This is a genomic window from Leisingera sp. F5 (assembly GCF_001593695.1).
Genome location: NZ_LUKH01000007.1, coordinates 35,845 through 59,810, shown reverse-complemented (window position 1 = coordinate 59,810; position 23,966 = coordinate 35,845). Strand labels below are relative to the sequence as shown.

Below are 23,966 nucleotides of genomic sequence, written 5' to 3'. Positions count from 1 at the left end.
AACACGAGGCTTGCGGACGCACAGGGCAGGTGCACCAAGGACCCATGGCAAAGAAGATGCTTATCGACGCCACCCACGCGGAAGAGACCCGTGTTGTGGTTGTGGATGGAAACAAGGTTGAGGAATTCGACTTTGAATCCGAAAATAAACGCCAGCTTGCTGGCAACATTTACCTCGCAAAAGTAACCCGGGTCGAACCGTCGCTGCAGGCGGCTTTTGTGGACTATGGCGGCAACCGTCATGGTTTCCTGGCGTTTTCCGAAATCCACCCGGATTATTACCAGATCCCCGTCGCCGACCGTGAGGCGCTGATGGAGGAAGAGCGCGCTTATGCCGAGGCGATGCGCGCCCGCGACGAGGAAGAGGACGAAAAACCGGCCAAGCCCAAACGGTCGCGCCGTTCCAAATCCGCCGCCAAGGCCGCCAAGACGTCTTCTGATGATGCGGTGGAAACCAAGGAGGTTGAGGCCTCTGAGGAGAAGACCGCTGAAATCGCTGGAATGGAGACCATCGACCTGAGCGACAGTGCTGAGGCCGCGGATGATCTGGCGGACGTGCCGGAAGGGTCCTCGCCGGTGGAGCATGTTGCGGAAACGCCGGTGGAAGAACCGGAAGACGATGATGCATCTGCTCCGGAAGCAGCCGAAGCTGAAGTGGCTGCCGAACCCGCTGAGACTGCTGGCGAAGAAGCGCCTGCAGACGTGGCAGTTGAGGCCGCCGCTGCTGAAGAGACACTCGCAGAAACTGCGGAAGAGCCTGCAGCCAAAGCAGAAGCCGGCTCTAAACCAGCTGCCGAAGCTGCTGAGGACGATGCGGAACCGGCCGTTCCGGAGGCCGCACCTGCCAGTGCCGGTGCTGAAACCGCCGACAGCGGCGACAGCGATGAAGACGCGGGCGAAACCGGCCGTGCCGATGCGACTTCCAAAGATGACAGCATCGAGTCGGTTGCCGACGAGGATGACAGCGAGGACATCCGTCCGCCGCGCAAGCCCCGTCCGCGCCGTTACAAGATCCAGGAAGTGATCAAAGTCCGCCAGGTCCTGCTGGTGCAGGTCGTCAAGGAAGAGCGCGGCAACAAGGGTGCGGCCTTGACCACCTACCTGTCGTTGGCCGGCCGCTATTGCGTGCTGATGCCCAACACCGCCCGCGGCGGCGGCATCTCCCGCAAGATCACCAACGCTGTTGACCGCAAGAAGCTGAAGGATATCGCAACCGAACTGGATGTGCCGACCGGCGCGGGCCTGATCGTGCGCACCGCCGGTGCAAAACGCACCAAATCCGAGATCAAACGCGACTATGAATACCTGCAGCGGATGTGGGAGCAGATCCGCGAACTGACGCTGAAATCCATCGCGCCGGCCAAGATCTATGAAGAAGGCGACCTGATCAAACGCTCGATCCGCGATCTTTACAGCCGCGAGATTGACGAGGTTCTGGTCGAAGGCGAGCGCGGCTACCGCATCGCCAAGGACTTCATGAAAATGATCATGCCGTCCCATGCCAAGAACGTGAAGAACTACCAGGAAGGGCTGCCGCTGTTTGCCCGTTTCCAGGTCGAAAGCTACTTGGCCGGTATGTTCAACCCGACCGTGCAGCTGAAATCCGGCGGCTACATCGTTATCGGTGTGACCGAGGCGCTGGTGGCAATTGACGTGAACTCGGGCCGGGCCACCAAACAGGGCTCGATCGAGGAAACCGCGCTCAACACCAACCTGGAGGCGGCAGAAGAAGTTGCCCGCCAGCTGCGTCTGCGCGATCTTGCCGGTCTCATCGTGATCGATTTCATCGACATGGACGAGCGTAAGAACAACGCCGCCGTCGAAAAGCGGATGAAGGATAAGCTGAAGACCGACCGTGCCCGCATCCAGGTGGGCCGGATCTCGGGCTTTGGCCTGATGGAAATGTCGCGCCAGCGCCTGCGCCCCGGTATGATCGAGGCAACAACCGCGCCGTGCCCGCATTGCCACGGCACCGGCCTGATCCGTTCGGACGACTCGATGGCGCTGTCGATCCTGCGCCAGATCGAGGAAGAGGGCACCCGCCGCCGGTCCCGCGAGGTGCTGGTGCGCTGCCCGGTCTCCATCGCCAATTTCCTGATGAACCAGAAGCGCGAGCATATCGCCCAGATCGAGGCGCGTTACGGCCTGTCCGTGCGCATCGAAGGCGATCCGCATCTGGTCAGCCCGGACTTTGTGCTGGAGAAGTTCAAAACCGCATCCCGCGTGGTGCCTGCTGCCACTGCTCCGGTGGTGTCCGTTGACACCTCGATCATGGATCAGGTGGACGCTGAGGAAACCACCCAGGACGAGGAAGAAGCGCCTGCAGCCGCAGAGGCTGAAACCCCTGCTGAGGAGACTGCGCAGGACGACAAGCCCAAGCGCAAGCGCCGCCGCCGCCGCCGCCGGAAACCCGGCAATGGCGAACAGGGCCAGGATGGTGAAAACGGCGATGAGACGGCTGACGAGCTGCAGCAGCAGGATGACGCAGCTGAGCCTGCGGAGGCCGCCGCTGAAGTCGAAGGCGCTGCCGCAGAAGAGGTGAAGGAAAAGAAACCTTCCCGCAGCCGTACCCGTACCCGGTCGCGCAAGCCTAAGGCCAAACCTGCCGAGGCAGAGACCGCAGAGACCATGCAAGAGGCTCCTGCCTCCGCAGAGGCTGCCGAAGCAGTGGCACAAGACGCCCCGGCCGCGGCTGAAGCTGGGGTTGCCCCCGCAGCGGAGACCGTTGCGCAGGCACCGTCTGAAGACGCGCCAGTAAGCGCACCAGCCGCTGTTGCTGCTGATGCGGAGCCTGTCGCGGAGAGTGCTGCGGAAGCGGACGTTGCAGCTCCGGCAGAGGCCAATGCGGCGGAAGTTGAGGCTGCCCCGGCAGAACCGGTTGCGGTTGAAGCTGAAGCAGCACCGGCGGAAGAGCCTATAGAAACAGCACCGGACGCAGCTGCTGAGGCGGTAGAAGACCAGCCTGCTGCAGAAGAGGCTGCACAGCCGGAGCAGGCGCCCTCGGAAGAGGACAACAAGCAGCCGGAACCTGCAATGGCCGTTGCCGCGGCTGACCCGGAACCGGCAGCTCCGCCCAAACCGAAACGCCGCGGCTGGTGGTCGGTGGGCAGCTGATCGCGAAATGAAATTTAGCGGGAGAGGCAGGCCAAAGGGCCTGCCTTTCTCTTTTCAGGGCGCTGCTCGCAATGGCAATGCCGCCGGCTGGGTCGCAGGATAGCGTTTCCCGGCGCGGGAAACGGCTCGGAAAACACGTGTTTTCCAAGCCGGAATTCGTGTCGAATTCCGGAGCCGTCCGGACCGGGCGCAATGGCAGCTTTGGTCTTAGCTGCCTTTGCGGATCAGAAAAATCCGATGGCCTGCGCCGTCGCTGTGGCCGAGGAACTCATGGCCCGCTTCATTGCAGAAATGCGGCACGTCAATCACCGCTGCCGGATCATCCGCCAGCAGTTGCAGCACATGGCCGGGCTGCAGCGATTTCAACCGCTTGCGGGCCTTCAGGACGGGCAGGGGGCACAGCAGCCCGATGGCGTCCAATGTCTCTTTGATCTCGGTCATGGTGTTCAGATATGCGGGATGTTTCATGCTGTCCACAAGGATGTGACCAGCCCGCCCCGTGACGTTGGTCCATTGCTCGCATAAGTGTTGGGACATGTTTGGAATCGAGATCATCGACGCAGGGCTGCTCCCTGCCATGCTGGTGGCGCTGCTAGGCGGCGTGATCAGTTTTCTGTCGCCCTGCGTTCTGCCGATCGTGCCGCCGTATCTGGCCTATATGAGCGGTGTGACCATCGGCGAGATGCAAGGCACCGGCGCAGCCCGGCGCAAGGCGGTCATTGCTGCGCTGTTCTTTGTGATGGGACTGTCCACGGTATTTCTGCTGCTGGGCTTCACAGCTTCGGTATTTGGTGCATTTGTGCTGAAAAATCAGGAACTTTTTGCCCAAGTTTCAGGTGTGGTCGTGATCATATTCGGCCTGCATTTCCTGTCTGTGTTCCGCATTCCGCTGCTGGACCGCGAGGCGCGGATGGAGGCGGGCGAGTCCGGTGGTTCCGCATTGGGGGCTTATGTTCTGGGGTTGGCTTTTGCCTTTGGCTGGACGCCCTGTATCGGGCCGCAGCTGGGCGCGATCCTGTCTTTGGCAGCCTCGGAAGCTTCGGTCAGCCGTGGCACAATCCTGCTCGGCGTTTATGCCGCAGGTCTGGGCATTCCCTTCCTGCTGGCGGCGATGTTCCTCACCCGTTCCATGGTGCTGATGAACAAGATGAAGCGCCACATGGGACTGATTGAAAAAGTGATGGGCGGGCTGTTGCTGGGTGTCGGCATCATGCTGGTCACCGGGTTGTTTACCACCTTCTCCTGGTGGCTGCTGGAAACATTCCCGGCACTGGCAACGCTGGGCTGAGCCTGAGATATGCAGAGGGGCCTACGGGCTCCTTTTTCTTTGCCAATCCTGGCCTTACTCTTGCCGGAATGCACTGCTAGTCTGGCCGCAGAACAAGGATGCAGGCCAGGGCGTGACACAGCAGGAGCACGGTCAACAGCAGGTGCGCAAGCGGCGGGTATTCTACATACCCGGCTATGATCCGATTCATCCGCGCCGCTACCGCGAGCTGTACCGCAAGGAAGGCACCGCGCAGGCCGGGATTTCCGGCTACAGCCTGTCACTGTCCCCCAAGCAAACCAAAGGCCCCTATGGCTGGCACGCCGTGTCAGAGATGGATGGTCTTTGCACCGAGGCGGACATCGAGGTGCTGGTTTGGTCCGACATCGTGCGCGGCAGCATGGAGGCAACGATTCCCGGCACCTACTTGCAACTGCTGCGCACCGCCTGGATTTATATCTCCACGGGCGCACTGCGGCGGCTGATGCGGCTGCGCAAGGGGCCGGTGATTGCCGCGCTTTACCCGGTGGGGATGCTGCTTCTGCAGGCGTTTCTGGCGCTGCTGCTGGCGTGGGGTGTTGCTCATGCCTTCGGGATGGCGGCCGTTCCCGCCGGCCTTTCAAGCCCCATGGCGCTGGCCATTGGCTGGGCCTTGGGTCTTGGTTGCGGCTACACGCTGCTGCGCTGGTTCAAAAAGCGGGACGGCAAGTTCTTCGCCTATTACCTGATGCACGATTATGCTCATTCCGCGGCCTCCCGCGGTGCCATCCCGCCGGAAATGGAAGCGCGGATGCGCGAGTTCTGCGCGCTGATTTCGGACGCATTGCAAGATCCTGATCTGGACGAGGTGCTGGTGGCGGGTCACTCCTCCGGCGCTCATGTCGGTGTGTCCGTCCTGGCGGATCTGATCCGCGCGGGTCTGCCAAAGAACCGGCCGGCGCTGGGGTTTCTGACCTTGGGGCAGGTCGTGCCCATGGTGTCTTTTTTGCCGCGGGCGGAGCGTTTAAGGGCAGATCTGCAGTATCTGTCCCAGCGGCAGGAACTGGCCTGGGTCGATGTCACTGCGCCAGGCGATGGCTGCGCTTTTGCACTGTGCGATCCGGTGTCGGTCAGCGGCGTCGCGGTTGAGGGCAAGCGCTGGCCGCTGGTGTTTTCCGCCGCCTTCACCCAGACGCTCAGCCCGGAACGCTGGCAGCAGTTGCGCTGGCGGTTTTTCAGGCTGCACTTCCAGTATCTCTGCGCCTTCGACCAGCCTGGCGATTATGATTACTTTCGCATCACCGCCGGACCGCTGACGCTGGCGGAACGTTACAAGGACCGCAGACCGTCGCAGTCCCGTATTGATGCGGCCGTTTCGAAGTTCACGTCGGTGGCCGCTGAATGACACAAGCCTTGCCGCCGAAACCCCCCGCGCGCCCGGCCCGCGTGTCGCTGTGGCGCTATGTGAAACTGTTCCGCCAGGATATTCTGTCGGCCCAGCCCGCGCGGCTTTACCGCGCCTGGATGGCAGAGTTCCGCACGCCGTTCTTCCGCTCCTTCCTGGTCAACCAGCCGGAGCTGGTGAAAGTGCTGCTGAAGGAACGTCCGGATGACTTTCCAAAGTCCGGCCGCATTGCCGAGGGGCTGAAGCCCTTGCTGGGGAACTCCGTTTTCCTGACCAACGGCGAGGCCTGGAAGCGGCAGCGGCGGATCATCGACCCTGCCTTTGAAGGCGGACGGCTGAAGGACACGTATCCGGCGATGCGCGCCGCGGCAGAGGCTGCAGTGGAACGGCTGAAGGAGCGGCAAGGACTTGTCGAGATCGAGGAGGAAACGTCGCACGCAGCGGCGGATGTTATCTTTCGCACGCTGTTCTCGATCCCGATCGAACATCAGGTCGCAGGACAGGTCTTTAGCCGTTTTCGGGACTACCAGCGCAGTCAGCCGCTGTTGAACCTGGCGGCCTTTGTGCCATTGCCGCGCTGGATGCCGCGGTTGTTCCGCCGCGGCACCCGCCGGAACGCAGAGGCGATCCGGGCACTGATTGCACAGCTGACCCGGGAACGAATGGATGCCATCAAGGAAGGCACGGCGCCGGATGACCTGGCCACCAAGATCATGACCACCCGGGACCCGGAAACGGGCAGCACTTTTGATACCGCCGAAATGGTGGACCAGGTTGCGATCTTCTTTCTTGCGGGCCATGAAACGAGCGCCTCGGCACTGGCCTGGGCGCTGTATCTGATGGCGCTTTATCCTGATTGGCAGGAGAAGGTGGCAGCTGAGGCCGAGGCGCTGGCGGATGAAAGCTTTGCCGCGGTTTCAAAACTGAAGGTCAGCCGGGATGTGTTCCGCGAAACCCTGCGGCTGTATCCGCCGGTGCCGATGATGGTGCGCGAGGCAGCCTGTCCGGAACAGTTCCGTAATCGCGACGTGCCAAAGGGCGCGCAGATGGTGCTCAGTCCCTGGCATCTGCACCGGCATGAGCGGCTGTGGGAAAACCCGGATGGGTTTGATCCCTCCCGCTGGCAAACGGAGAATGGCAAACAGTGCCAGCGGGACGCATTCATCCCTTTTTCGGCGGGGGCACGTGTTTGCACCGGCGCAGGGTTTGCCATGGTGGAAGGACCGTTGATCCTGTCGATGATCCTGCGCGCGTTCCGTGTGGTTCCGGCTGCGGAGCAGGCGCCGGTGCCGGTGGCGCATCTGACGGTGCGGTCGAAGAATGGGATCTGGCTGCAGCTGGCGCGGCGCTAGCCAAGAAAATTCGAATTTTCTTGGTAAATTTCTTCGAAGAAATTTGCATCAGTGGATGATGCGCACGGCGTCCTGATTGCAGAAGATGACAACCTGGCCTGCGTTTTCGACGGCTCGAAATCCACGGCGCTTAAGTTCGTAGTGAAAGCGATCCCAGCCAAGCAGCCGTTCAATGTCGCTCTTCTGGCGGCGGACAACACTGCCTCTTGCAGCAGCCTGGGACCGGAACAGCTGCTGTATCCAGGCATCAGCGGTGAGAGGAACAGGCGCTGGCATAGCAGCACGATGTCAAACCGTGGTTAACGCGCCCTTAACCGGTGCAGCACAAACAGCCTGATCGCTGACGCCAATCCGCAATCCTCGCCGCGGTTTTCATCAATTTCGGCAGCTAAATCATTGATTGCACGGCCGTCCTGCGCGGCGATCTCGCGGAAGGCGTCCCAGAATCCGTCCTCCAGCGACACCGAGGTGCGGTGCCCGTGCAAGGTCAGAGAGTGCTTCTTGGGGCGGCTGTTCATTCGTCGCGCTTATGGTCGTCCAGGCGCCGGACGTCTTGCGCATTACGCGCCTTGTCCAATTCCTTTTCTGCTTTGGTCCGCCCGAAGGCTGCAGCGTTCTGATCAGCGCGGGCCTTTTTCTCGGCCCGCACTTTTTCCTTTCTGTACCGGTTCAGGTTAACCGGGCCAGATCCGGATCCTGCCATCAGTCCTTGGGCCCGATCATCTGTTCGGGACGGACCACGGCATCAAAGGTCGCCTCGTCGACAAAGCCAAGTGCGACAGCCTCTTCTTTCAGTGTGGTGCCGTTCTTATGCGCGGTCTTGGCAACCTTGGTGGCGTTGTCATAACCGATGGTCGGTGCCAGCGCGGTGACCAGCATCAGCGACTCTTTCATCAGTTTGTCGATGCGCGGTTCGTTGGCCTCAATGCCGTTCAGCATCCGCTCGGTGAAGCTGTCCGCGGCATCGCCCAAGAGCTGGATGGATTGCAGCAGGTTGTAGGACATCATCGGGTTGTAGACGTTCAGTTCGAAATGGCCCTGGCTGCCTGCGAATTTGATCGCGGCGTCGTTGCCCATCACATGGGCGGCCACCTGGGTCAGCGCCTCAGCCTGGGTCGGGTTCACCTTGCCCGGCATGATCGACGATCCCGGCTCATTCTCCGGCAGGATCAGCTCCCCCAGGCCGGAGCGCGGGCCGGAGCCGAGGAAGCGGATGTCGTTGGCGATCTTGTAGCAGCTGCCCGCGATCGTGGCCAAAGCGCCCGACAGGAACACCATGGCGTCATGGGCAGCGAGTGCTTCAAACTTGTTCGGCGCGGTGACAAAGGGCAGGCCGGTGATTTCCGCCATGTTGGCTGCAACGGTCTCGCCCCAGCCCTTTTGGGTGTTGAGGCCGGTGCCAACAGCAGTGCCGCCCTGCGCCAGCTCATAGATGCCGGGCATTGCCGCCTCGACCCGCGCCAGACCCTGGCGGATCTGATGCGCATAGCCGCCGAACTCCTGCCCCAGCGTCAGCGGGGTGGCGTCCTGGGTATGGGTGCGGCCGATCTTGATGATGTCTTTAAACGCATCCGCCTTGGCTTCCAGCCCCTCGGCCAGCTTGGTCAGGCCCGGCACCAGCACGTCGCGCACCGACATTGCGGTGGCGATATGCATTGCGGTGGGGAAGGTGTCGTTTGACGACTGCCCCATGTTGCAGTGATCGTTCGGGTGCACCGGATCCTTGGAGCCAATGGTGCCGCCCAGGATCTCAATCGCGCGGTTGGCGATCACTTCGTTGGAGTTCATGTTGGACTGGGTGCCGGAGCCGGTCTGCCAGACCACCAGCGGGAAGTTGTCGTCGAACTTGCCCGCGACCACTTCGCCGGCGGCCTGAATAACTGCATCGCCGATCCGAGCGTCCAGCTTGCCCGAGGCCTTGTTGGCCATGGCGCAGGCCTGCTTGATCACCCCAAGCGCGCGCACAATGGCGACGGGCTGTTTCTCCCAGCCGATCGGGAAGTTCATGATTGAACGCTGGGTCTGCGCGCCCCAGTACTTGCCTGCGGGGACCTCAAGCGGGCCAAAGCTGTCGGTTTCGGTGCGGGTTTCGGACATCCGTCTTCTCTCCGTTGGGTATGCGGTTGTATGCCGTTTAGCCTGCGCACCGCTGCGGCGCAATTGGCCAGTTGCGCGCAGCATAGCCAAATGGCAGGTAAGGTATAGTGTCGAATTGGCGCAATCCATTCCATGCCATTGCCTCAAACCATGCTATGCTTAGAGTGAGCGGGCCGGGCGGGAGACGGGCAATTTTTGTATCCGGAAAGGAAAAGAACATGCCAATCCGTCTGTGTGCTGTTGTGTCGTTCAGATCCCTGGCTGCGCTTGCTTTGGCAGCTTGTATGCTTCTGACCGGCGCCGTGCAGGGGATGGCCGCCGGAATTTCGCAGTTTACCGGCGAATATTCAGGCAGTGTCGATGTCGTCAAGGCTGATGGCGACACCGATCCCCGGGATATGAGCGTCATCATCCGTGAAATGAAGAAAGGGTTCACCATCAAATGGACCTCGACCACGGAAAAGGATGACGGCCGGAAGAAGACCAAGACCTATGAAATCGAGTTTCAGCATAGCGGGCGCAAAGGCGTCTACTCTGCAGCGATGACACGCAATGTGTTTGGTCATGCGGTGCCGCTGAACCCGATGGAAGGCGAGCCCTTCGTCTGGGGGCGCCTGACTGGCGAAACGCTGACGGTCTTTTCACTGTTTATTCATCCGAACGGCGACTACGAAATGCAGCAATATGACCGGACCCTCGCCGAGGGCGGGCTGGACTTGGTCTATATCTCGCGCCTGAATGGCGCGCCGCGCCGGAGATTGGAAACCTTCCTGGCCAAGCAATAGGCCAAGGGGTAAGCCGGGCATGAAAAAGGCAGCCGGTCAGGCTGCCCGATACTGCGTTTATGTGCAGCGTTGTTTATTTACGGAAGCTGTCCAGCGACACGACATCCGCGTCTTTCTTGTCTTCCTCGTGCTCTTCAGCGTCGTCCGGTTCCTCGGCGGGATCCGTCACCGCAGAATAGCCCTCCGGCTCTTCATCGGCGGACTCGAACCGCAGTCCGAATTCCACAGATGGGTCCACAAAGGTGCGGATTGCGTCATAGGGGATATAGAGCGGTTCCGGGGAATCGCCGAAATTCAGTGTGACCGCAAAGCCGTCTTCATCCACGGTCAGATTGTCGAACCAATGCTGCATGACGACGGTCATTTCACCGGGATACCGGTCGGACAGCCAATCGGCCAGCTCCACATCCGGGTGGGCTGTGTCGAAGGTGATGAAAAAGTGGTGGTTACCAGGCAAGCCATTGTCAGAGATATCCTGCAGCACGGTCCGGATCAGGCCGCGCATGGCAGAGTGCATCAGGTTGCCATAGTCGATTTCACGGGACATGCAGTCACCCTTTGTTCATTTGTTCCCAGCATAGGAGATTCTGGCGGAAACAAAAGGGCAGCCTTTTCGCGGAAGGAAAATTTATTGCGGCGGACGGTCCTTTGCAGGCATTGGCAGTCAGCTGATTGCAAACGGGAATTCCGCAATGGCCAGGCCGGCTGCCGCCATCACCGCCAGCAGCAGCAGCATATTGCCGCGAACGATCCAGGCGGCAAGCGGCGCCAGCAGAACCAGCAGAACCGCGGAGCTGTTCATGCTGCTCCAGACCGGGACAGGCATGTGCAGAATGCCGGCCTCAAACACCTGCGTTCCCGCAAAGGCCACATGCATCATGAACCACACTGACAGGTTCAGAATGACACCGGCAACCGTGGCCGTTACCGCCTTCAGCGCCATGCCAAGCCGCGGATGCGCGGCGATGCGCTCCACATAAGGCGCGGCGGCGAAGATCCACAGGAAGCAGGGCATGAAGGTTGCCCAAAGCGCCACCGCGCCGGCGGCCAGAAACAGCCCGAAACCGCCCTTCGTCAGGCCCGACAGCATGGCGACAAACTGGGTGACCAGGATCAGCGGGCCAGGGGTTGTTTCGGCCAGACCCAAGGCATCAATCATCTGCCCGGCGGTGATCCAGCCGAATTGGCTCACCACAGTCTGGCTGATATAGGCCAGCACCGCATAGGCACCGCCAAAAGTCACAACGGCGAGTTTGGAAAAGAACCAGCCGATGTCCGCCAGGAAACCCGCTCCGGACAGCGACAGGGCAATCAGCGGCAGCAGCCACAACCCGCCCCAGGCCGCAATGGTGCGCAGGGTGCTGCCGTTGCGGGCTGGCGCGTGCTGTGCGGGGTCTCCGGGGCTGACGTCTTTGCGCAGCAAGCCAATGCAGGCGGCGGCGAGCACCACCAGCGGAAACGGCAGGTTCAGCAGGAACAGAGCGGCAAAGCCAAACCCTGCCAGTGCCCAGTCCAGCGGATGGTTCAGAGCCTTGCCAGCCAGCCGCCGCAGCGCCTGCAGGATAATGACAACCACTGCCGCCTTGACCCCCAGAAACGCTGATTGCACTACGGGCAGGGTGCCGTATTGCGCATAAAGCCAGACCAGCGCCGCAATGACAGCCGCACCGGGCAGCACAAACAGAAGCCCCGCCAGCAGCCCGCCCGCGGTGCCGCGCATCCGCCAGCCGGTATAGGTGGCCAACTGCATGGCCTCCGGTCCCGGCAGCAGCATGCAAAAGGACAGTCCCCGCAGAAAGCTCTCCTCGCTTAGCCAAGGCCGGTCCTCAACCAGCTCCTTGTGCATCACCGAAATCTGCGCCGCGGGGCCGCCAAAGCTCAGCACCCCGATGCGCCCGAAGACACGGAACATCTCCGTCCAGCCGGGGTGGTTCATGCCTTGCGGTCCGCAGGCCAGTCGTGGCCTTCACTCTGGCCGTCGCGGGCCCAGCGGTAAAGCGCATCATAAAGGGTCATGCCTGCCTCAAGCTGTTGATGGTCGTCCTTAAACTGGCGCGACAGCCCGACCGAGAGCGCCAGAAGTCCGGCTGCCTCAGGTGCCAGATCGTGCCGGTTTGTATCGGCGCCTCTCACAACCAGGGACAACCTGTCAAGCGCCGGGGTCCTGAGACCGAACTCGTCCAGCATGGTGTCAAAGGTGCACAACGGCCCGCGGTGCGACCAGAACACATCCTCGACGTCAAACGGCGTGGCACCAAACCGGTCTGCAACACCGGCCACCTCGGACGGCGAGACGAACAGAAGGCGTGCATCCGGATCCACGAAGCGGCGGATCAGCCAGGGGCAGGCGATGCGGTCGATCTTGGGGCGGTGGCGGGTTACCCACAGGGTGCTGCCGCCTGCCGGGGCGGGCAGGGCGCCGGCCGGGATCCGCGGCGCGTCTTTCAGGCTGCGCCAGGCAAACATGCCGCCTTGCAGGTATTCCGCCTCAATCCCGTCGTTGCGCAGCCAGGCGGCCAGGCCTTGCGACAGTTTGATGCCCTTCTGGCAGATCACCACGCAACGCCGCCCGCCAAGCCGGGTCTTGAGGCCGTTGATGTCCCGATGGGGATGGCGGAAGGATCCGGGGATCAGAAAGGGGTCGGCGGCAAAGTCCTCGTCAATGCAGATATCGACCAGAACCGGAGCGGCCGGTGTGCCGATCAGACGCAAGAGCTGGGCAGGGGTGATTTCATTCGGGGCAGCCATGAGCATGTCTCCTCGCGAGCAAGGTTAACATGCGAACCTTGGGCTTGTCGCCTCACGGGGCGTTCGCGGTTGTCCCCATGCATCCTTAAAACCGCATTTACCGCAGCTTTGTCAAGGTCGCACCGGGCGGGCAATGCACCGTCACCTCAACCGTTCGCCAGTCATGCAAACCGCGAGGGCGTCGGGCGGCAGCTGGCCTAGTTTCTCAAACATCCGGAAGTAATCCATGTTGGAGTGCAGTTCGGCTATCTTGCCATCCTCCACCCGTGCCATTATCTGGCCGGTGATCTGAAAAGGCGCACCCGTTCTGGGGTCGCTGGTACTGGCCAGCAACCGGGCCGACACCCAGTCTGCGGTTTCCATTGCATGGGTGAGCGTGACCGATACAGGTCCCAGCAGATTGCGCAGCGCTGCGACCACTTCGCCATAGTCGCATTCCGGTTCCGCCAGCGCCGAGACTGCGCCGGAAATCAACGTGCCCGGGGTCATCACCTCGGCAACGGCGTCCATATTCCCTTTGCACCAAACCTCATCAAACCAGTAATGCAGCAACCGGGTCAAAGGCATGCCGGCCGGGTTTGCGGGATCATACGGGGCCGCCATGGCAGTGCTGTGTTCCGCATTCTTTTGCAGCTGGCCGGCTGCAGGCTCCGCCCTGCGCGGGGACACAGTGGCAATCTCGGGTTTGCTGATAGATTTGGACATATTGATCCTGGGTGCGTTACTGGCCGGGCAGACGGCGGCAAGGGCGGGCTGTCCGCTGACCGGCTTCGGTTCAGGTATCTCAAGTACAGCTGCGGCAAGCAGAATTGAACCGGAAATTGCGATGATTTCCGCCAGCTTGACGTGACAGCACTATAGTTTCTGAGCGGAAAGTGCAGGTTTCTGTTGCCAGGTACCTGCGAACCCCGCCTTACGCTGCTAGGCGCAAGGGCTTAGTTTCGGCGACATTAACAGCTTACGCTGCTACTGCCATTGCCGGAGCACGATTGTCATTTGCAATTGTACTTTTTGGGCCGGTACGGTGGCACCCCGCCGAGACAAAGCTAACCCCTTTAGACGTCCGTCGATCCTGTTTCGACCCCATGATCCCCAAATGAAGGATGTTTGGTGGAGTCGCCGGGTACCGCCCCCGGGTCCGATCCGTTTATTGCGAGCGCGTTTATGTCCATAGTTCCACAAGGGAACAGACCGAATATAAGGGCGTATCAACGGAAGTTAAAGGCCGAAAATCACGCGGGCGGGATTTGTGCCAGGTCTGCTGCTTCGGATCTTGGCAAACAGGCTGTGATCACCGCGCTGCTGCCCGCGCTGCAAACACATCTGCGGCCAGATTCCGGGTCTCGGTTTCAAGATCCTGCAGGCCGGAAACGGCAGCCGGGCTGTCACCGCCCTCGATCGCGTCGGCAATGCGGGCATGAAGGCTGGTGATCACCGCGCGGTCCCGTGCGCTAAAGGTGATCATGTTCATTAAGGGCTGCATCGCCTCAACCGCACCGGCCAGCTGGTAGGACAGCACCGGATTGCCGGCCCCGTCCACCAGCGCCCGGTGAAACGCCACGTCTGAGGCGCAAAAGGCGACATCGGTCAGCCCGGGCTGGCCCTGGCGGAAGATCTCCGCCCGCATGGTCGCCAGGTGATCAGCTGTGCGCCGCGCTGCCGACAATGGCGCACAGGCACGCTCCAGCGCATAGCGCGCCTCGCAGGCGGTATCAAAACTCACTGCGTTCATACTCAGCAGCAGGGTCGAGGTGGTGATTTGCTGCGAATAGGCGTCCTCAAAGCTCAACCGGTTGACAAATGCCCCGCCGGACGCGCCGCGCTGGGTGCGGATCAAGGACTGCGCAGCCAATCGTTTCAGCGCTTCCCGCACAGTGGACCGGGAGACCTGAAATTGATCCGACAGTTCGCTTTCGGACGGCAGCCGCTCGTCCACGATCAGCGCGCCCGAGATAATGGCATCCTTGATCGCCTGCGCTATCTGAACCGAAAGATCGGCGGAACTGTTGGGGTCAATCTTCATGCTAAAGCCCTGACGCAGCGCTACGCCGGAGGTGCCCCGGCAAAAAATCATTTGTCTGACATTTAAAAGTCTGACATTTAAAACGTAAGGCGTGAGTCGGGAGAAAGCAATGCTCGGATCATCCATGCGCAACGTTCTGTGGCTTGGGTTCTTTACCGCCATTCTGGTGTCCTGGTGGATGATGTATTCCATGAGCACTGGCATGGGGCTGGATCTGATCGGCCGTCCCGGCCCGATGGCTGAGGCAATGCGCAACATGGATCCGCGCATGGACATGTACATGCCGATGGCCGCCTTTGGCCCGGTCTTTGCCATGTGGGCGATCATGATGGCGGCGATGATGCTGCCGACCATGGTGCCAACTCTGCGCAGCTATGAGGATCTGATCTCCAGCGCCAACGGCTCCCGCGCCGGCTGGCTGGGGGTGCTGCTGGGGTACCTGATGGTCTGGGTTCTGTTCGCGGCCGCAATCGCAGGGCTGCAGCTGGTGCTGCTGTTTGCTGGCGTGATCGACATGCTGGGCGTTGCCAAATCCCGCTACTTTGCTGCCGGGCTGCTGATAGCGGTCGGATTGTTCCAGTTCACACGCACCAAGGAGCTGTGCCACGGTGTCTGCCATAGCCCGATGACCTATTTCCTGAGCCGCTGGAAGACCGGATTTGCCGGCGGGGTGCGGATGGGCGCGGGCCTGGGGGCCTATTGCGCCGGCTGTTGCTGGGGCTTCATGGCGCTTGGTTTTGCCGGCGGCGTTATGAGCCTGCTGTGGATGGGGCTGGCCACGTTTTTCATGGTGCTCGAAAAACTTCCGCAGATCGGCCACCTGATCATGAAGCCGCTGGGAGGCGCGTTGATCGCCGGGGGGATCGCGGTGATCGCCTATCCAGTTCTTGTTGGAGGATAACTAAATGGCATCTTATCAGCGTCCGCAGATCACGCCCGCGGATTGGGCGGTCAAGGGTGAGCTGTTCCTGAACTGCTCTTGCGAAGTCTTCTGCCCCTGCGTGGTATCACTGGGCGCGCATCCGCCGACCGAGGGCCATTGCCACGCCTGGATGGGCATCGCCATCGACGAAGGCCATTTCGAAGGCGAAAGCCTGGCGGGCCTGAATGTCGGCCTGCTGGTGGATATCCCCGGCCGCATGGGCGAAGGCAATTGGAAGGTCGCGGCTTATGTGGACGACAACGCCTCTGACAAAGCGTATGACGGCCTGCTGCAGATTTTCAGCGGCCAGGCGGGCGGCACAACCGGGCTGTTCACCATGCTGGTAAGCGAAATCATCGGCGCCGAGCGCACCCAGGTGCTGATCGAACGCGACGGCAAGCGCCGGGTGATCAAGATCGGCCGCAAAATCCAGGGTGAAATCGAGATGATCGAAGGTGCCAGAGAGGATCACCCGGTGATGATCACCAATTCCAAATACTGGATGGGGCCGGACATCATCGCGGCAACGGGCCTCAAATCGCGGGTGCGCGATTATGGCCGGGTATGGGACTTTGGCGGCAAATCCGCTGAAATCTGCCCGATTGACTGGTCCGGTTCCAAATAGAATTGCTCCCGCGCGGGGCAGCAAGCTGGCTGCCGGGTGCGGGTCCTATGCATCAGAACTGTGTAACGCTCATATGGAGACTTGAGTTTGGCGAACATCTTTCCGTCCCGCCGCATCCGGCGCACACCCTTTTCCCAAGGGGTCGAGGCCGCAGGCGTCAAGGGGTACACTGTCTACAACCACATGCTGCTGGCGACAGTGTTTGAAAGTCTTGAATACGACTGCGCACACCTGAAGAAGCATGTGCAGGTCTGGGATGTGTCCTGCGAACGGCAGGTCAGCATCAAGGGACCGGACGCGCTGCGGCTGATGAAACTGATCAGCCCGCGCGACATGGACCGGATGGCGGACGATCAGTGCTATTATGTGCCGACGGTGGACCACAATGGCGGCATGCTGAACGATCCGGTGGCGGTCAAACTGGCCGCGGATCACTATTGGCTGTCGCTGGCTGATGGCGACTTGCTGCAGTTCGTGCTGGGCATAGCAATTGCCAAGGGTTTTGATGTCGATATCGTGGAACCCGACGTCTCGCCGCTGGCTGTGCAGGGACCCAAGGCGGATGTGCTGATGGCGCGGGTGTTTGGCGATGCGGTGCGGGATATCCGCTTCTTCCGCTACAAACGTCTTGCGTTCCAGGGCGTCGAGCTGGTGGTGGCGCGCTCCGGCTGGTCGAAACAGGGCGGGTTTGAGATTTATGTGGAAGGGGCGGATCTGGGCATGCCGCTGTGGAATGCTTTGTTTATGGCCGGAGAGGACATGCACGTCCGTGCAGGCTGCCCGAACACCATCGAACGCATCGAAAGCGGGCTGCTGAGTTACGGCAACGACATGAACCGCGGCAACACGCCCTATGAATGCGGGCTGGGCAAGTTCTGCAATTCGCCCGAGGATTACATCGGCAGGGCCGCACTGGCAGAACAGGCGGAAAACGGTCCTGCCCGCCAGATCCGCCCGCTGGTAATCGGCGGAGAGATCCCGCCTTGTCTGGACGCTTGGCCGCTGATTGCAGACGGCCGCCAGGTGGGGCAGGTGGGATCGGCCATTCATGCGCCGGAGTTTGGAGTGAATGCGGCGATTGGGATGGTAGACCGGTCCCATTGGGTGCCGGGCACGGTAATGGAAGTGGAGACCCCGGCAGGGATGCTGCCCGCAACAGTTCAGGAGAAGTTCTGGCGGTAGGAGCGGGGGCGCTGCCCCCGCCGCGGCAGGCCGCGGCTCCCCCGGGATATTTTTGGCCAGATGAACATGGGATCTGGCTAGGTTTTTGGAAAGGGAATGTGAAATGTTCAATGCACTGGTTGTGAACAAGGACGAAGACAGCGGCAAGACCTCTGCCGCGGTACAGCAGCTGAGCTTGGAGGACCTTCCCGAGGGGGAAGTGACCGTTGCTGTGGAATACTCCACCGTGAACTACAAAGACGGGCTGTGCATCGGGCCGGGCGGCGGGCTGGTGCGCAAATACCCGCATGTGCCGGGCATCGATTTTGCCGGCACCGTCGAGGTGTCCTCGGATGACCGCTACAAGCCCGGCGACAAGGTGGTGCTGACCGGCTGGCGCGTGGGCGAGGCGCATTGGGGCGGCTATTCCCAGAAAGCCAATGTGCGCGCCGACTGGCTGGTGCCGCTGCCGGAAGGACTGGATACCCGTCAGGCGATGGCAGTGGGCACTGCCGGGTTGACCGCGATGCTGGCGGTGATGGCGCTGGAAGACCACGGGCTGGAACCGGGCCATGGTCCCGTTCTTGTGACCGGGGCTGCGGGCGGCGTTGGTTCTGTTGCTACCGCAATCCTGGCCAATCTGGGCCATGAGGTGGCCGGCGTCACGGGCCGTCCGGAAACTGCTGACTATTTGAAATCCCTCGGTGCCACCCAGATTGTGCCCCGTGAGGAGATCAACGAGACCACCAAACGCCCGCTGGAAAGCGAAAGCTGGGCGGGCTGCGTCGATGCGGTTGGCGGCGCCATGCTGGCACGGGTGCTGGGGCAGATGAAATACGGTGCCTCGGTGTCGGCTGTCGGCCTGGCGGGCGGCGCTGGGCTGCCCGCAACCGTCATCCCGTTCCTGCTGCGCGGTGTGAATCTTTTGGGCATCGATTCAGTCATGCAGCCTTATGACAACCGGCTGCGTGCCTGGGAGCGGGTCGCCAAGGATCTGCCGATGGACAAGCTGGAGGCGATGATCCATCCCGCGGCGCTTAGCGACCTGCCGCAGCTGGGGGCGGATATCCTCAAGGGGCAAGTTAAGGGGCGTGTTGTGGTCGATGTGAACGGCTGACATTCCACAGCGTCAGGCCCGGACTGTAAACGCGCGGCCATCGCCGCGCGTTTATCGTTTCAAGGAGCCGCTCCACGGCGGCCGCGATGGGCATCTCTGCGGTTCCTCTGCAGCAGGGGGGTTCTGGCTTTTTGCACCGGGGACGCCTAGCATTGTTACAGAAGGAGGGAGGCCGTGATTTGCAAATTCACGGTGCCCTCGGGGCAGGCCTGTGCCGGTTGCCTGAGCCAGGCAACGCAGGCGGCAGCAGCGCCTGTTTCAGATCCAGCGGCACGGGAAGGCTGGCCAGCCGGACCCTTTGAGAACGCGCAAACGCAGTTTACAGCGAAGGAGGCCGCAATGGCTGACGAAACCACAAATCAGGGTATCCCCGCCCCGGAAGGCGAATCGGATATCATCGATACCGAATATGAGATCGGACAGGACAATATCGAAACCCGGATCGGCCCGTTCGGGATCGACATCCACAACCCGGTGTTCCTGGTCTCCGGGCTCGTGATCGTTGCGTTTGTGTTCTACGCGCTGGCGCTCCCGGAGCAGGCGGAAACATTCTTCAACTGGCTGCGCCCGGCAGTCACCAGCAATTTTGACTGGTTCTTCTTCGGGGCAGCAGATTTTTTTGTCTTGTTCTGTCTGTTCCTGATTGTTTCCCCCTGGGGCAGCGTGCGTCTGGGCGGCAATGAGGCGACGCCGGATTACGGCTATGCGGGATGGTTTGCGATGCTGTTCGCCGCGGGCATGGGCATCGGCCTGATGTTCTATGGCGTCAGCGAACCGATGAGCCATTTCTCCACCGCCTTTGGCGGCACAACCGTGCCGGAGGGCGGCAGCGCACGTACCGACTGGGCTCCGCTGGGGGCTGCAGCCGGGGATCAGGCCGAAGCGGTGCGCCTGGGCATGGCAGCGACCATTTTCCACTGGGGGCTGCACCCCTGGGCGATCTACGCCATCGTCGCGCTGGCATTGGCGCTGTTCACCTATAACAAAGGGCTGCCGCTTACCATCCGCTCAGCCTTCTACCCGATCTTCGGCGAGCGGGTCTGGGGCTGGACCGGTCATATCATCGACATCCTGGCGGTTTTTGCGACCCTGTTCGGTCTTGCCACTTCGCTGGGGTTCGGAGCAACCCAGGCCAACGCCGGCCTGAACGAACTGTTTGGCGTACCGGTTGGTGCCGCAACCGAGGTGATCCTGATTTCCGCAATTACCGCGGTGGCGCTGATCTCGGTGCTGCGCGGCCTGGATGGCGGCGTCAAGGTGTTGTCAGAGATAAACATGGGACTGGCCTTTGTGCTGCTTATCTTTGTGCTGCTGGCCGGCCCGACGGTAGCTATCCTGACAGGCTTCCTCTCCAGCCTGGCGGCCTATGTGGAATACCTGCCTGCGCTGTCCAATCCCTTCGGGCGCGAAGATGTGAACTACAGCCAGGGCTGGACCGCCTTTTACTGGGCCTGGTGGATCAGTTGGTCGCCTTTTGTCGGCATGTTCATTGCCCGGGTCAGCCGCGGCCGCAGTGTGCGCGAGTTCATCATCTGCGTGTTGCTGATCCCAAGCATGGTCTGCGTGCTATGGATGAGCGTTTTTGGCGGCACCGCAATCCATCAGGTGGTTACAGAGGGTTTCACCGGCGCGCAGGACGCAGCACTGGAACTGAAACTGTTCAAGATGCTGGGAGAGCTGCCATTGGCAGGCATCACCTCCTTTGTCGGGATTGTTCTGGTGGTCGTGTTCTTTGTCACCTCGTCGGACTCCGGTTCGCTGGTGATTGATACTATCACGGCAGGCGGCAAGGTGGATGCACCAGTGCCGCAACGGGTGTTCTGGTGCATCTTCGAGGGCGCTGTGGCTATCGTGCTGCTGCTGGGCGGCGGTCTGGGGGCGTTGCAGGCCATGGTGATATCCACCGGTCTGCCCTTTACCGTGGTGCTGCTGACGATGTGCTGGGCAATTTTCCGCGGGCTGCAGACCGAAGCGCGCTAGGGTGCGTCCGGGACAAACGAAAGGCCCCGGAGCTTTCCCGGGGCCTTCTTTGCGTGTCAGTTATTGTATTTGAAGAAACCCACCGAGTTCCCATCCGGGTCGGTGGCATAGAAGAACCGTCCGGGCGGGATCTCGATAGTGGGGGAGACCACTTTGCCGCCGGCATCCGTGACCCTCTCCATCACATCTTCCAATTCGCCCTCAGCGGTCAGATGCAATGTCGGTCCGCGTCCGTCGGCTGCCGGTTTGCCGGGATACAGATGCAGAGCAACGCCGGTTGCCTGATCCGCAGGCTTGAACATTGCCATCGGGTTGGGACCGCTGGTGTCGATGCTCAAATCGGCACCGGTCACCTTGGAATAAAACGTCACTGCCGCGTCCAAGTCGCTGACGGGCAGCTCGCCCCAGACCAGGAAATCCTTGGGGGTATAGGCCATATCAAATCCTCCGTGTTTGCCTGTGGTCAGCATGACAGGTGCTCCTGCCAGTTTCTGGCATCAGCTTCCTGTCTGGAGCCTCCGGTGCAATTGATTTTCTTACCTGCCGTCCCGATCCGAAATTCCGGCTTGCAGGGCTGTGTGTGTTCCCTCAATCCTTGTGCGGGAGCATGGCCTTGCCGGAACCGCAGCCAACTGCGGTGTGCAACAGGACAGCAAGGCGAAAGAGGAAAGAGAAATGACCGCATTGGATATTGATTTTGTCCGGACCCAGTTCCCGGCCTTTGCCGAACCCAGCCTTCAGAACCAGGCTTTTTTTGAAAACGCGGGCGGCTCCTACACTTGCCGCCAGGTGATTGACCGGCTGACCCGTTTCTACACTCAGCGCAAGGTGCAGCCCTATGCGCCTTATGAAGCCTCCCGCTTGGGCGGCGCCGAAATGGACGAAGCCCGCGCCCGTTTGGCAGCGCTGATGGGCGTGGCAACCGAAGAGCTGAGCTTTGGCCCCTCGACCACCCAGAACACCTATGTTCTGGCGCAGGCGTTCCGCAAATTCATGAAGCCCGGTGAGGCGATCATCGTCACCAGCCAGGACCACGAAGCCAACACCGGCCCCTGGCGGCGCCTGGCCGAGGAAGGCATCGAGATCCGCGAATGGCAGGTAGATCCGCAGACCGGCCATCTGGACGCAGCCCAACTGGAAACCCTGTTGGATGAAAACGTCCGCCTGGTCTGTTTCCCCCATTGTTCCAACGTGGTGGGCGAAATCAACCCGGTGCCCGAGATCACCGCCATGGCCCATGCGGCCGGCGCCTTTGTCTGTGTCGATGGGGTTTCTTATGCGCCGCACGGGCTGCCGAATGTGGATGACCTGGGCGCCGATATCTACCTGTTCTCGGCCTACAAAACTTACGGTCCTCACCAGGGTGTCATGGTGATCCGCAAGGCGCTGGGCACGCTGCTGCCGAACCAGGCGCATTACTTCAATGCGGACACGCTCTATAAACGCTTCACTCCGGCAGGCCCGGACCATGCCCAGGTGGCGGCCTCTGCCGGCATCGCGGATTATTTCGAGGCATTGGCGGCCCATCACGGTCACGCAGGCACTGCTGCCGAAACCGGTGCCTTTGTCCACGACCTGATGCGCGCGCATGAGGTTGCTCTGCTGCAGCCGCTGCTGGATGCGCTGAAGGATCGCAACGATGTGCGCCTGCTGGGGCCTTCGATTGCAGAAACCCGCGCGCCCACCGTTGCCGTCGCTCTGAACCGCGCTGCTGAACCGGTTGCCGCGGCGCTGTCGGAATATGGCATTATGGCCGGCGGCGGCGATTTCTACGCGGTGCGCGCGCTTTCTGCCATGGGGGTTGATCCAAACGACGGCGTGCTGCGTATGAGCTTCACCCACTACACGTCCCAGGCCGAGGTCGCAAAATTGATCGAGACCCTGGACCGGGTGTTGTAACGCAGACAGGACTAGGAAAGCGGCATGAACAACAGTTCCCCGGTAATCTGGTGGATCAGGCGGGATCTCCGTCTTTGTGACAACCCGGCCCTGACTGCCGCTATTGCGAGCAATAGGGCTATCTTGCCCGTCTATATCCTGGACGAACAGGACGCGGCGCTGGGCGCCGCGCCAAAGTTCCGCCTTGGGCTGGGGGTGGAGCATTTCGCACAGGAGCTGGCCAAGGCAGGCTCCCGCCTGATCCTGCGCCGGGGCAGGGCGCTGGACGTTTTGCGACAGCTGGTTGCGGAGACCGGGGCAGGGGCCGTGCATTGGTCTCGCCTTTATGATCCAAAGGCCATTACCCGCGACACCGAAGTAAAACAGCAGCTCTCGGCGCAGGGGACCGCGGCCAGGTCCCACGGCGGCCGGCTGTTGTTTGAACCCTGGACGGTCGAGACCAAGACCGGGGGCATGTACAAGGTCTACACCCCGTTCTGGAAGGCCGTGCGGGGCCGCAGCGTCACCAGCCTGCTGCGGGCACCCGCCACGCTGCCGGCACCGGAAAACTGGCCCGTCAGCGAAGACCTCATTGCCTGGGACATGGGCGCCGCCATGCGCCGCGGCGCGGATGTGGTGGCCCGCTACTGCCGGGTGGGCGAAGCCGCCGCGCTAACCCGCCTGGACGAATTCCTCGAAGACACCGTGGACGTATATAAAGAGCGCCGCGACTTTCCGGGCGAGGACGCCACCTCCGGCCTGTCGGAAAACCTTGCATGGGGGGAAATCAGCCCCCACCGCATGTGGCACCTGGGCCGCGCGGCGATGGAGCGCGGCAGCCAGGGCGCGGAACATTTTTTGAAAGAGGTTGCCTGGCGCGAGTTCGCCTATCACCTGATGTACCACTCGCCGCATATGCTGACGAGCAGCTGGCGCGACGAATGGCAGGCCTTTCCCTGGGCGCAGGACATCACCCCGCAGGTCCTGGCCTGGCAGCGCGGCCAGACAGGTTATGACTTCATTGATGCCGCCATGCGAGAGCTGTATGCGACCGGAAAGATGCACAACCGGGCTCGGATGATTGTGGCAAGTTTCCTCACCAAGCATTTGATGACGCATTGGAAAATCGGGATGGACTGGTTTGCGGAGACGCTCGTGGACTGGGACCCGGCATCCAACGCCATGGGCTGGCAGTGGGTGGCAGGCTCCGGCCCTGATGCAGCTCCTTTCTTCCGTGTCTTCAACCCCAGCGGTCAGCTGGAAAAGTTCGACCCATTAGGCGCTTACACAGGCCGCTGGATCGCCGAAGGCCAGGACGGCCCGCCGCAAACCGCATTGAATTTCTTCGATGCGGCGCCCGTGTCCTGGGGCCTGTCGCCCGGAAGCCCCCGTGCCGAGCCGGTGATTAGTTTGAAACAGGGCCGCGACCGCGCGCTCACGGCCTATCACGGGGCCCGTGAAAACCGCTAACGCATAGTTTTCTTGCCGGAAGGCCCACTGCGGCCTAGCTTTTT

At 61.5% G+C, this 23,966-nt stretch carries 23 protein-coding genes and 1 other RNA gene; 13 read left to right on the top strand and 11 right to left on the bottom strand.

What is annotated here, in order from left to right; translation table 11 throughout:
• The first annotated feature begins 44 nt into the window (after positions 1-44).
• Positions 45-3,113 (top strand): ribonuclease E/G, encoded by a 3,069-nt coding sequence (locus A2I95_RS06235; protein ID WP_291728904.1) that lies wholly within the window; start codon positions 45-47, stop codon positions 3,111-3,113.
• Positions 3,114-3,320: 207 nt separating this feature from the next.
• Here A2I95_RS06235 and A2I95_RS06230 read toward each other — a convergent pair whose 3' ends face one another.
• Entirely contained in the window at positions 3,321-3,554 is a 234-nt protein-coding gene (locus A2I95_RS06230) for a sulfurtransferase TusA family protein (RefSeq protein WP_027258728.1), read from the bottom strand.
• Positions 3,555-3,648: 94 nt separating this feature from the next.
• Here A2I95_RS06230 and A2I95_RS06225 point away from each other — a divergent pair, with 94 nt between their 5' ends.
• The 4 genes from A2I95_RS06225 (at position 3,649) to A2I95_RS42510 (ending at position 7,419) form a co-directional block, all read left to right on the top strand.
• Positions 3,649-4,401, top strand: a complete 753-nt coding sequence (locus A2I95_RS06225; protein WP_291728902.1) for a cytochrome c biogenesis protein CcdA — start codon at positions 3,649-3,651, stop codon at positions 4,399-4,401.
• A gap of 112 nt (positions 4,402-4,513) precedes the next feature.
• Complete coding sequence (locus A2I95_RS06220; protein ID WP_291728901.1) at positions 4,514-5,764, top strand: hypothetical protein; 1,251 nt, start codon at positions 4,514-4,516, stop codon at positions 5,762-5,764.
• Positions 5,761-7,116, top strand: coding sequence for a cytochrome P450 (locus tag A2I95_RS06215; protein WP_291728899.1), 1,356 nt, complete (start codon positions 5,761-5,763; stop codon positions 7,114-7,116). The genes A2I95_RS06220 and A2I95_RS06215 overlap by 4 nt, the downstream gene beginning before the upstream one ends.
• A gap of 51 nt (positions 7,117-7,167) precedes the next feature.
• Positions 7,168-7,419 (top strand): hypothetical protein, encoded by a 252-nt coding sequence (locus A2I95_RS42510; RefSeq protein WP_367150942.1) that lies wholly within the window; start codon positions 7,168-7,170, stop codon positions 7,417-7,419.
• Here A2I95_RS42510 and A2I95_RS06205 read toward each other — a convergent pair.
• The 3 genes from A2I95_RS06205 to fumC are packed head-to-tail and all read right to left on the bottom strand — an operon-like array spanning position 7,416 to position 9,213.
• Positions 7,416-7,634 carry a ribbon-helix-helix domain-containing protein gene (locus A2I95_RS06205; protein ID WP_291728895.1) on the bottom strand — a complete coding sequence of 73 codons (219 nt, stop codon included), beginning with the start codon at positions 7,632-7,634 and terminating at the stop codon, positions 7,416-7,418. The genes A2I95_RS42510 and A2I95_RS06205 overlap by 4 nt on opposite strands.
• Positions 7,631-7,819, bottom strand: a complete 189-nt coding sequence (locus A2I95_RS06200) for a DUF4169 family protein (protein WP_291728893.1) — start codon at positions 7,817-7,819, stop codon at positions 7,631-7,633. Before A2I95_RS06200 ends, A2I95_RS06205 begins: the two co-directional genes overlap by 4 nt.
• A complete protein-coding gene (gene fumC, locus A2I95_RS06195) occupies positions 7,819-9,213 on the bottom strand; it encodes a class II fumarate hydratase (RefSeq protein ID WP_291728891.1) in 1,395 nt (464 codons plus the stop codon). The genes A2I95_RS06200 and fumC overlap by 1 nt, the downstream gene beginning before the upstream one ends.
• A gap of 218 nt (positions 9,214-9,431) precedes the next feature.
• On the opposite strand from fumC, the gene A2I95_RS06190 reads away from it, so the two are divergent.
• Positions 9,432-9,998 carry a hypothetical protein gene (locus A2I95_RS06190; protein ID WP_291728889.1) on the top strand — a complete coding sequence of 189 codons (567 nt, stop codon included), beginning with the start codon at positions 9,432-9,434 and terminating at the stop codon, positions 9,996-9,998.
• 73 nt (positions 9,999-10,071) lie between these two features.
• Here A2I95_RS06190 and A2I95_RS06185 read toward each other — a convergent pair whose 3' ends face one another.
• The 6 genes from A2I95_RS06185 to A2I95_RS06160 form a co-directional block, all read right to left on the bottom strand.
• A complete protein-coding gene (locus A2I95_RS06185; RefSeq protein WP_291728886.1) occupies positions 10,072-10,545 on the bottom strand; it encodes an SspB family protein in 474 nt (157 codons plus the stop codon).
• A 117-nt stretch (positions 10,546-10,662) separates the two neighbouring features.
• Entirely contained in the window at positions 10,663-11,934 is a 1,272-nt protein-coding gene (gene chrA / locus A2I95_RS06180; protein WP_291728884.1) for a chromate efflux transporter, read from the bottom strand.
• Positions 11,931-12,746: a sulfurtransferase/chromate resistance protein gene (locus A2I95_RS06175; protein WP_291728882.1), complete on the bottom strand. Its 816-nt coding sequence runs from the start codon at positions 12,744-12,746 to the stop codon at positions 11,931-11,933. Before A2I95_RS06175 ends, chrA begins: the two co-directional genes overlap by 4 nt.
• Before the next feature lie 141 nt (positions 12,747-12,887).
• Complete coding sequence (locus A2I95_RS06170) at positions 12,888-13,451, bottom strand: nuclear transport factor 2 family protein (RefSeq protein WP_291728880.1); 564 nt, start codon at positions 13,449-13,451, stop codon at positions 12,888-12,890.
• 169 nt (positions 13,452-13,620) lie between these two features.
• Positions 13,621-13,973, bottom strand: a transfer-messenger RNA (tmRNA) gene (ssrA, locus tag A2I95_RS06165).
• Between the two features lie 64 nt (positions 13,974-14,037).
• Positions 14,038-14,769 (bottom strand): GntR family transcriptional regulator, encoded by a 732-nt coding sequence (locus A2I95_RS06160; protein ID WP_291728878.1) that lies wholly within the window; start codon positions 14,767-14,769, stop codon positions 14,038-14,040.
• 109 nt (positions 14,770-14,878) lie between these two features.
• Here A2I95_RS06160 and A2I95_RS06155 point away from each other — a divergent pair, with 109 nt between their 5' ends.
• The 5 genes from A2I95_RS06155 (at position 14,879) to A2I95_RS06135 (ending at position 20,574) form a co-directional block, all read left to right on the top strand.
• The gene (locus tag A2I95_RS06155; RefSeq protein WP_291728876.1) at positions 14,879-15,670 is read left to right on the top strand and encodes a DUF2182 domain-containing protein; all 792 of its coding nucleotides are present in this window, start codon (positions 14,879-14,881) and stop codon (positions 15,668-15,670) included.
• A gap of 4 nt (positions 15,671-15,674) precedes the next feature.
• On the top strand, positions 15,675-16,316 hold the full coding sequence (locus A2I95_RS06150; protein WP_291728874.1) for a DUF1326 domain-containing protein: 642 nt from the start codon (positions 15,675-15,677) through the stop codon (positions 16,314-16,316).
• A gap of 87 nt (positions 16,317-16,403) precedes the next feature.
• Positions 16,404-17,498: a dimethylsulfoniopropionate demethylase gene (locus A2I95_RS06145; RefSeq protein ID WP_291728872.1), complete on the top strand. Its 1,095-nt coding sequence runs from the start codon at positions 16,404-16,406 to the stop codon at positions 17,496-17,498.
• A gap of 103 nt (positions 17,499-17,601) precedes the next feature.
• Positions 17,602-18,594 (top strand): acryloyl-CoA reductase, encoded by a 993-nt coding sequence (acuI, locus tag A2I95_RS06140; RefSeq protein WP_291728870.1) that lies wholly within the window; start codon positions 17,602-17,604, stop codon positions 18,592-18,594.
• Between the two features lie 339 nt (positions 18,595-18,933).
• A complete protein-coding gene (locus tag A2I95_RS06135; protein WP_291728868.1) occupies positions 18,934-20,574 on the top strand; it encodes a BCCT family transporter in 1,641 nt (546 codons plus the stop codon).
• A 56-nt stretch (positions 20,575-20,630) separates the two neighbouring features.
• Here the strand turns inward: A2I95_RS06135 and A2I95_RS06130 are convergent, their stop codons facing one another.
• Positions 20,631-21,011, bottom strand: coding sequence for a VOC family protein (locus A2I95_RS06130; protein WP_291728963.1), 381 nt, complete (start codon positions 21,009-21,011; stop codon positions 20,631-20,633).
• A gap of 238 nt (positions 21,012-21,249) precedes the next feature.
• Between A2I95_RS06130 and A2I95_RS06125 the strand changes: the two genes are divergently transcribed.
• The gene (locus A2I95_RS06125; protein WP_291728866.1) at positions 21,250-22,473 is read left to right on the top strand and encodes an aminotransferase class V-fold PLP-dependent enzyme; all 1,224 of its coding nucleotides are present in this window, start codon (positions 21,250-21,252) and stop codon (positions 22,471-22,473) included.
• 24 nt (positions 22,474-22,497) lie between these two features.
• The gene (locus tag A2I95_RS06120) at positions 22,498-23,922 is read left to right on the top strand and encodes a deoxyribodipyrimidine photo-lyase (RefSeq protein WP_291728864.1); all 1,425 of its coding nucleotides are present in this window, start codon (positions 22,498-22,500) and stop codon (positions 23,920-23,922) included.
• Positions 23,923-23,966: the final 44 nt, after the last annotated feature.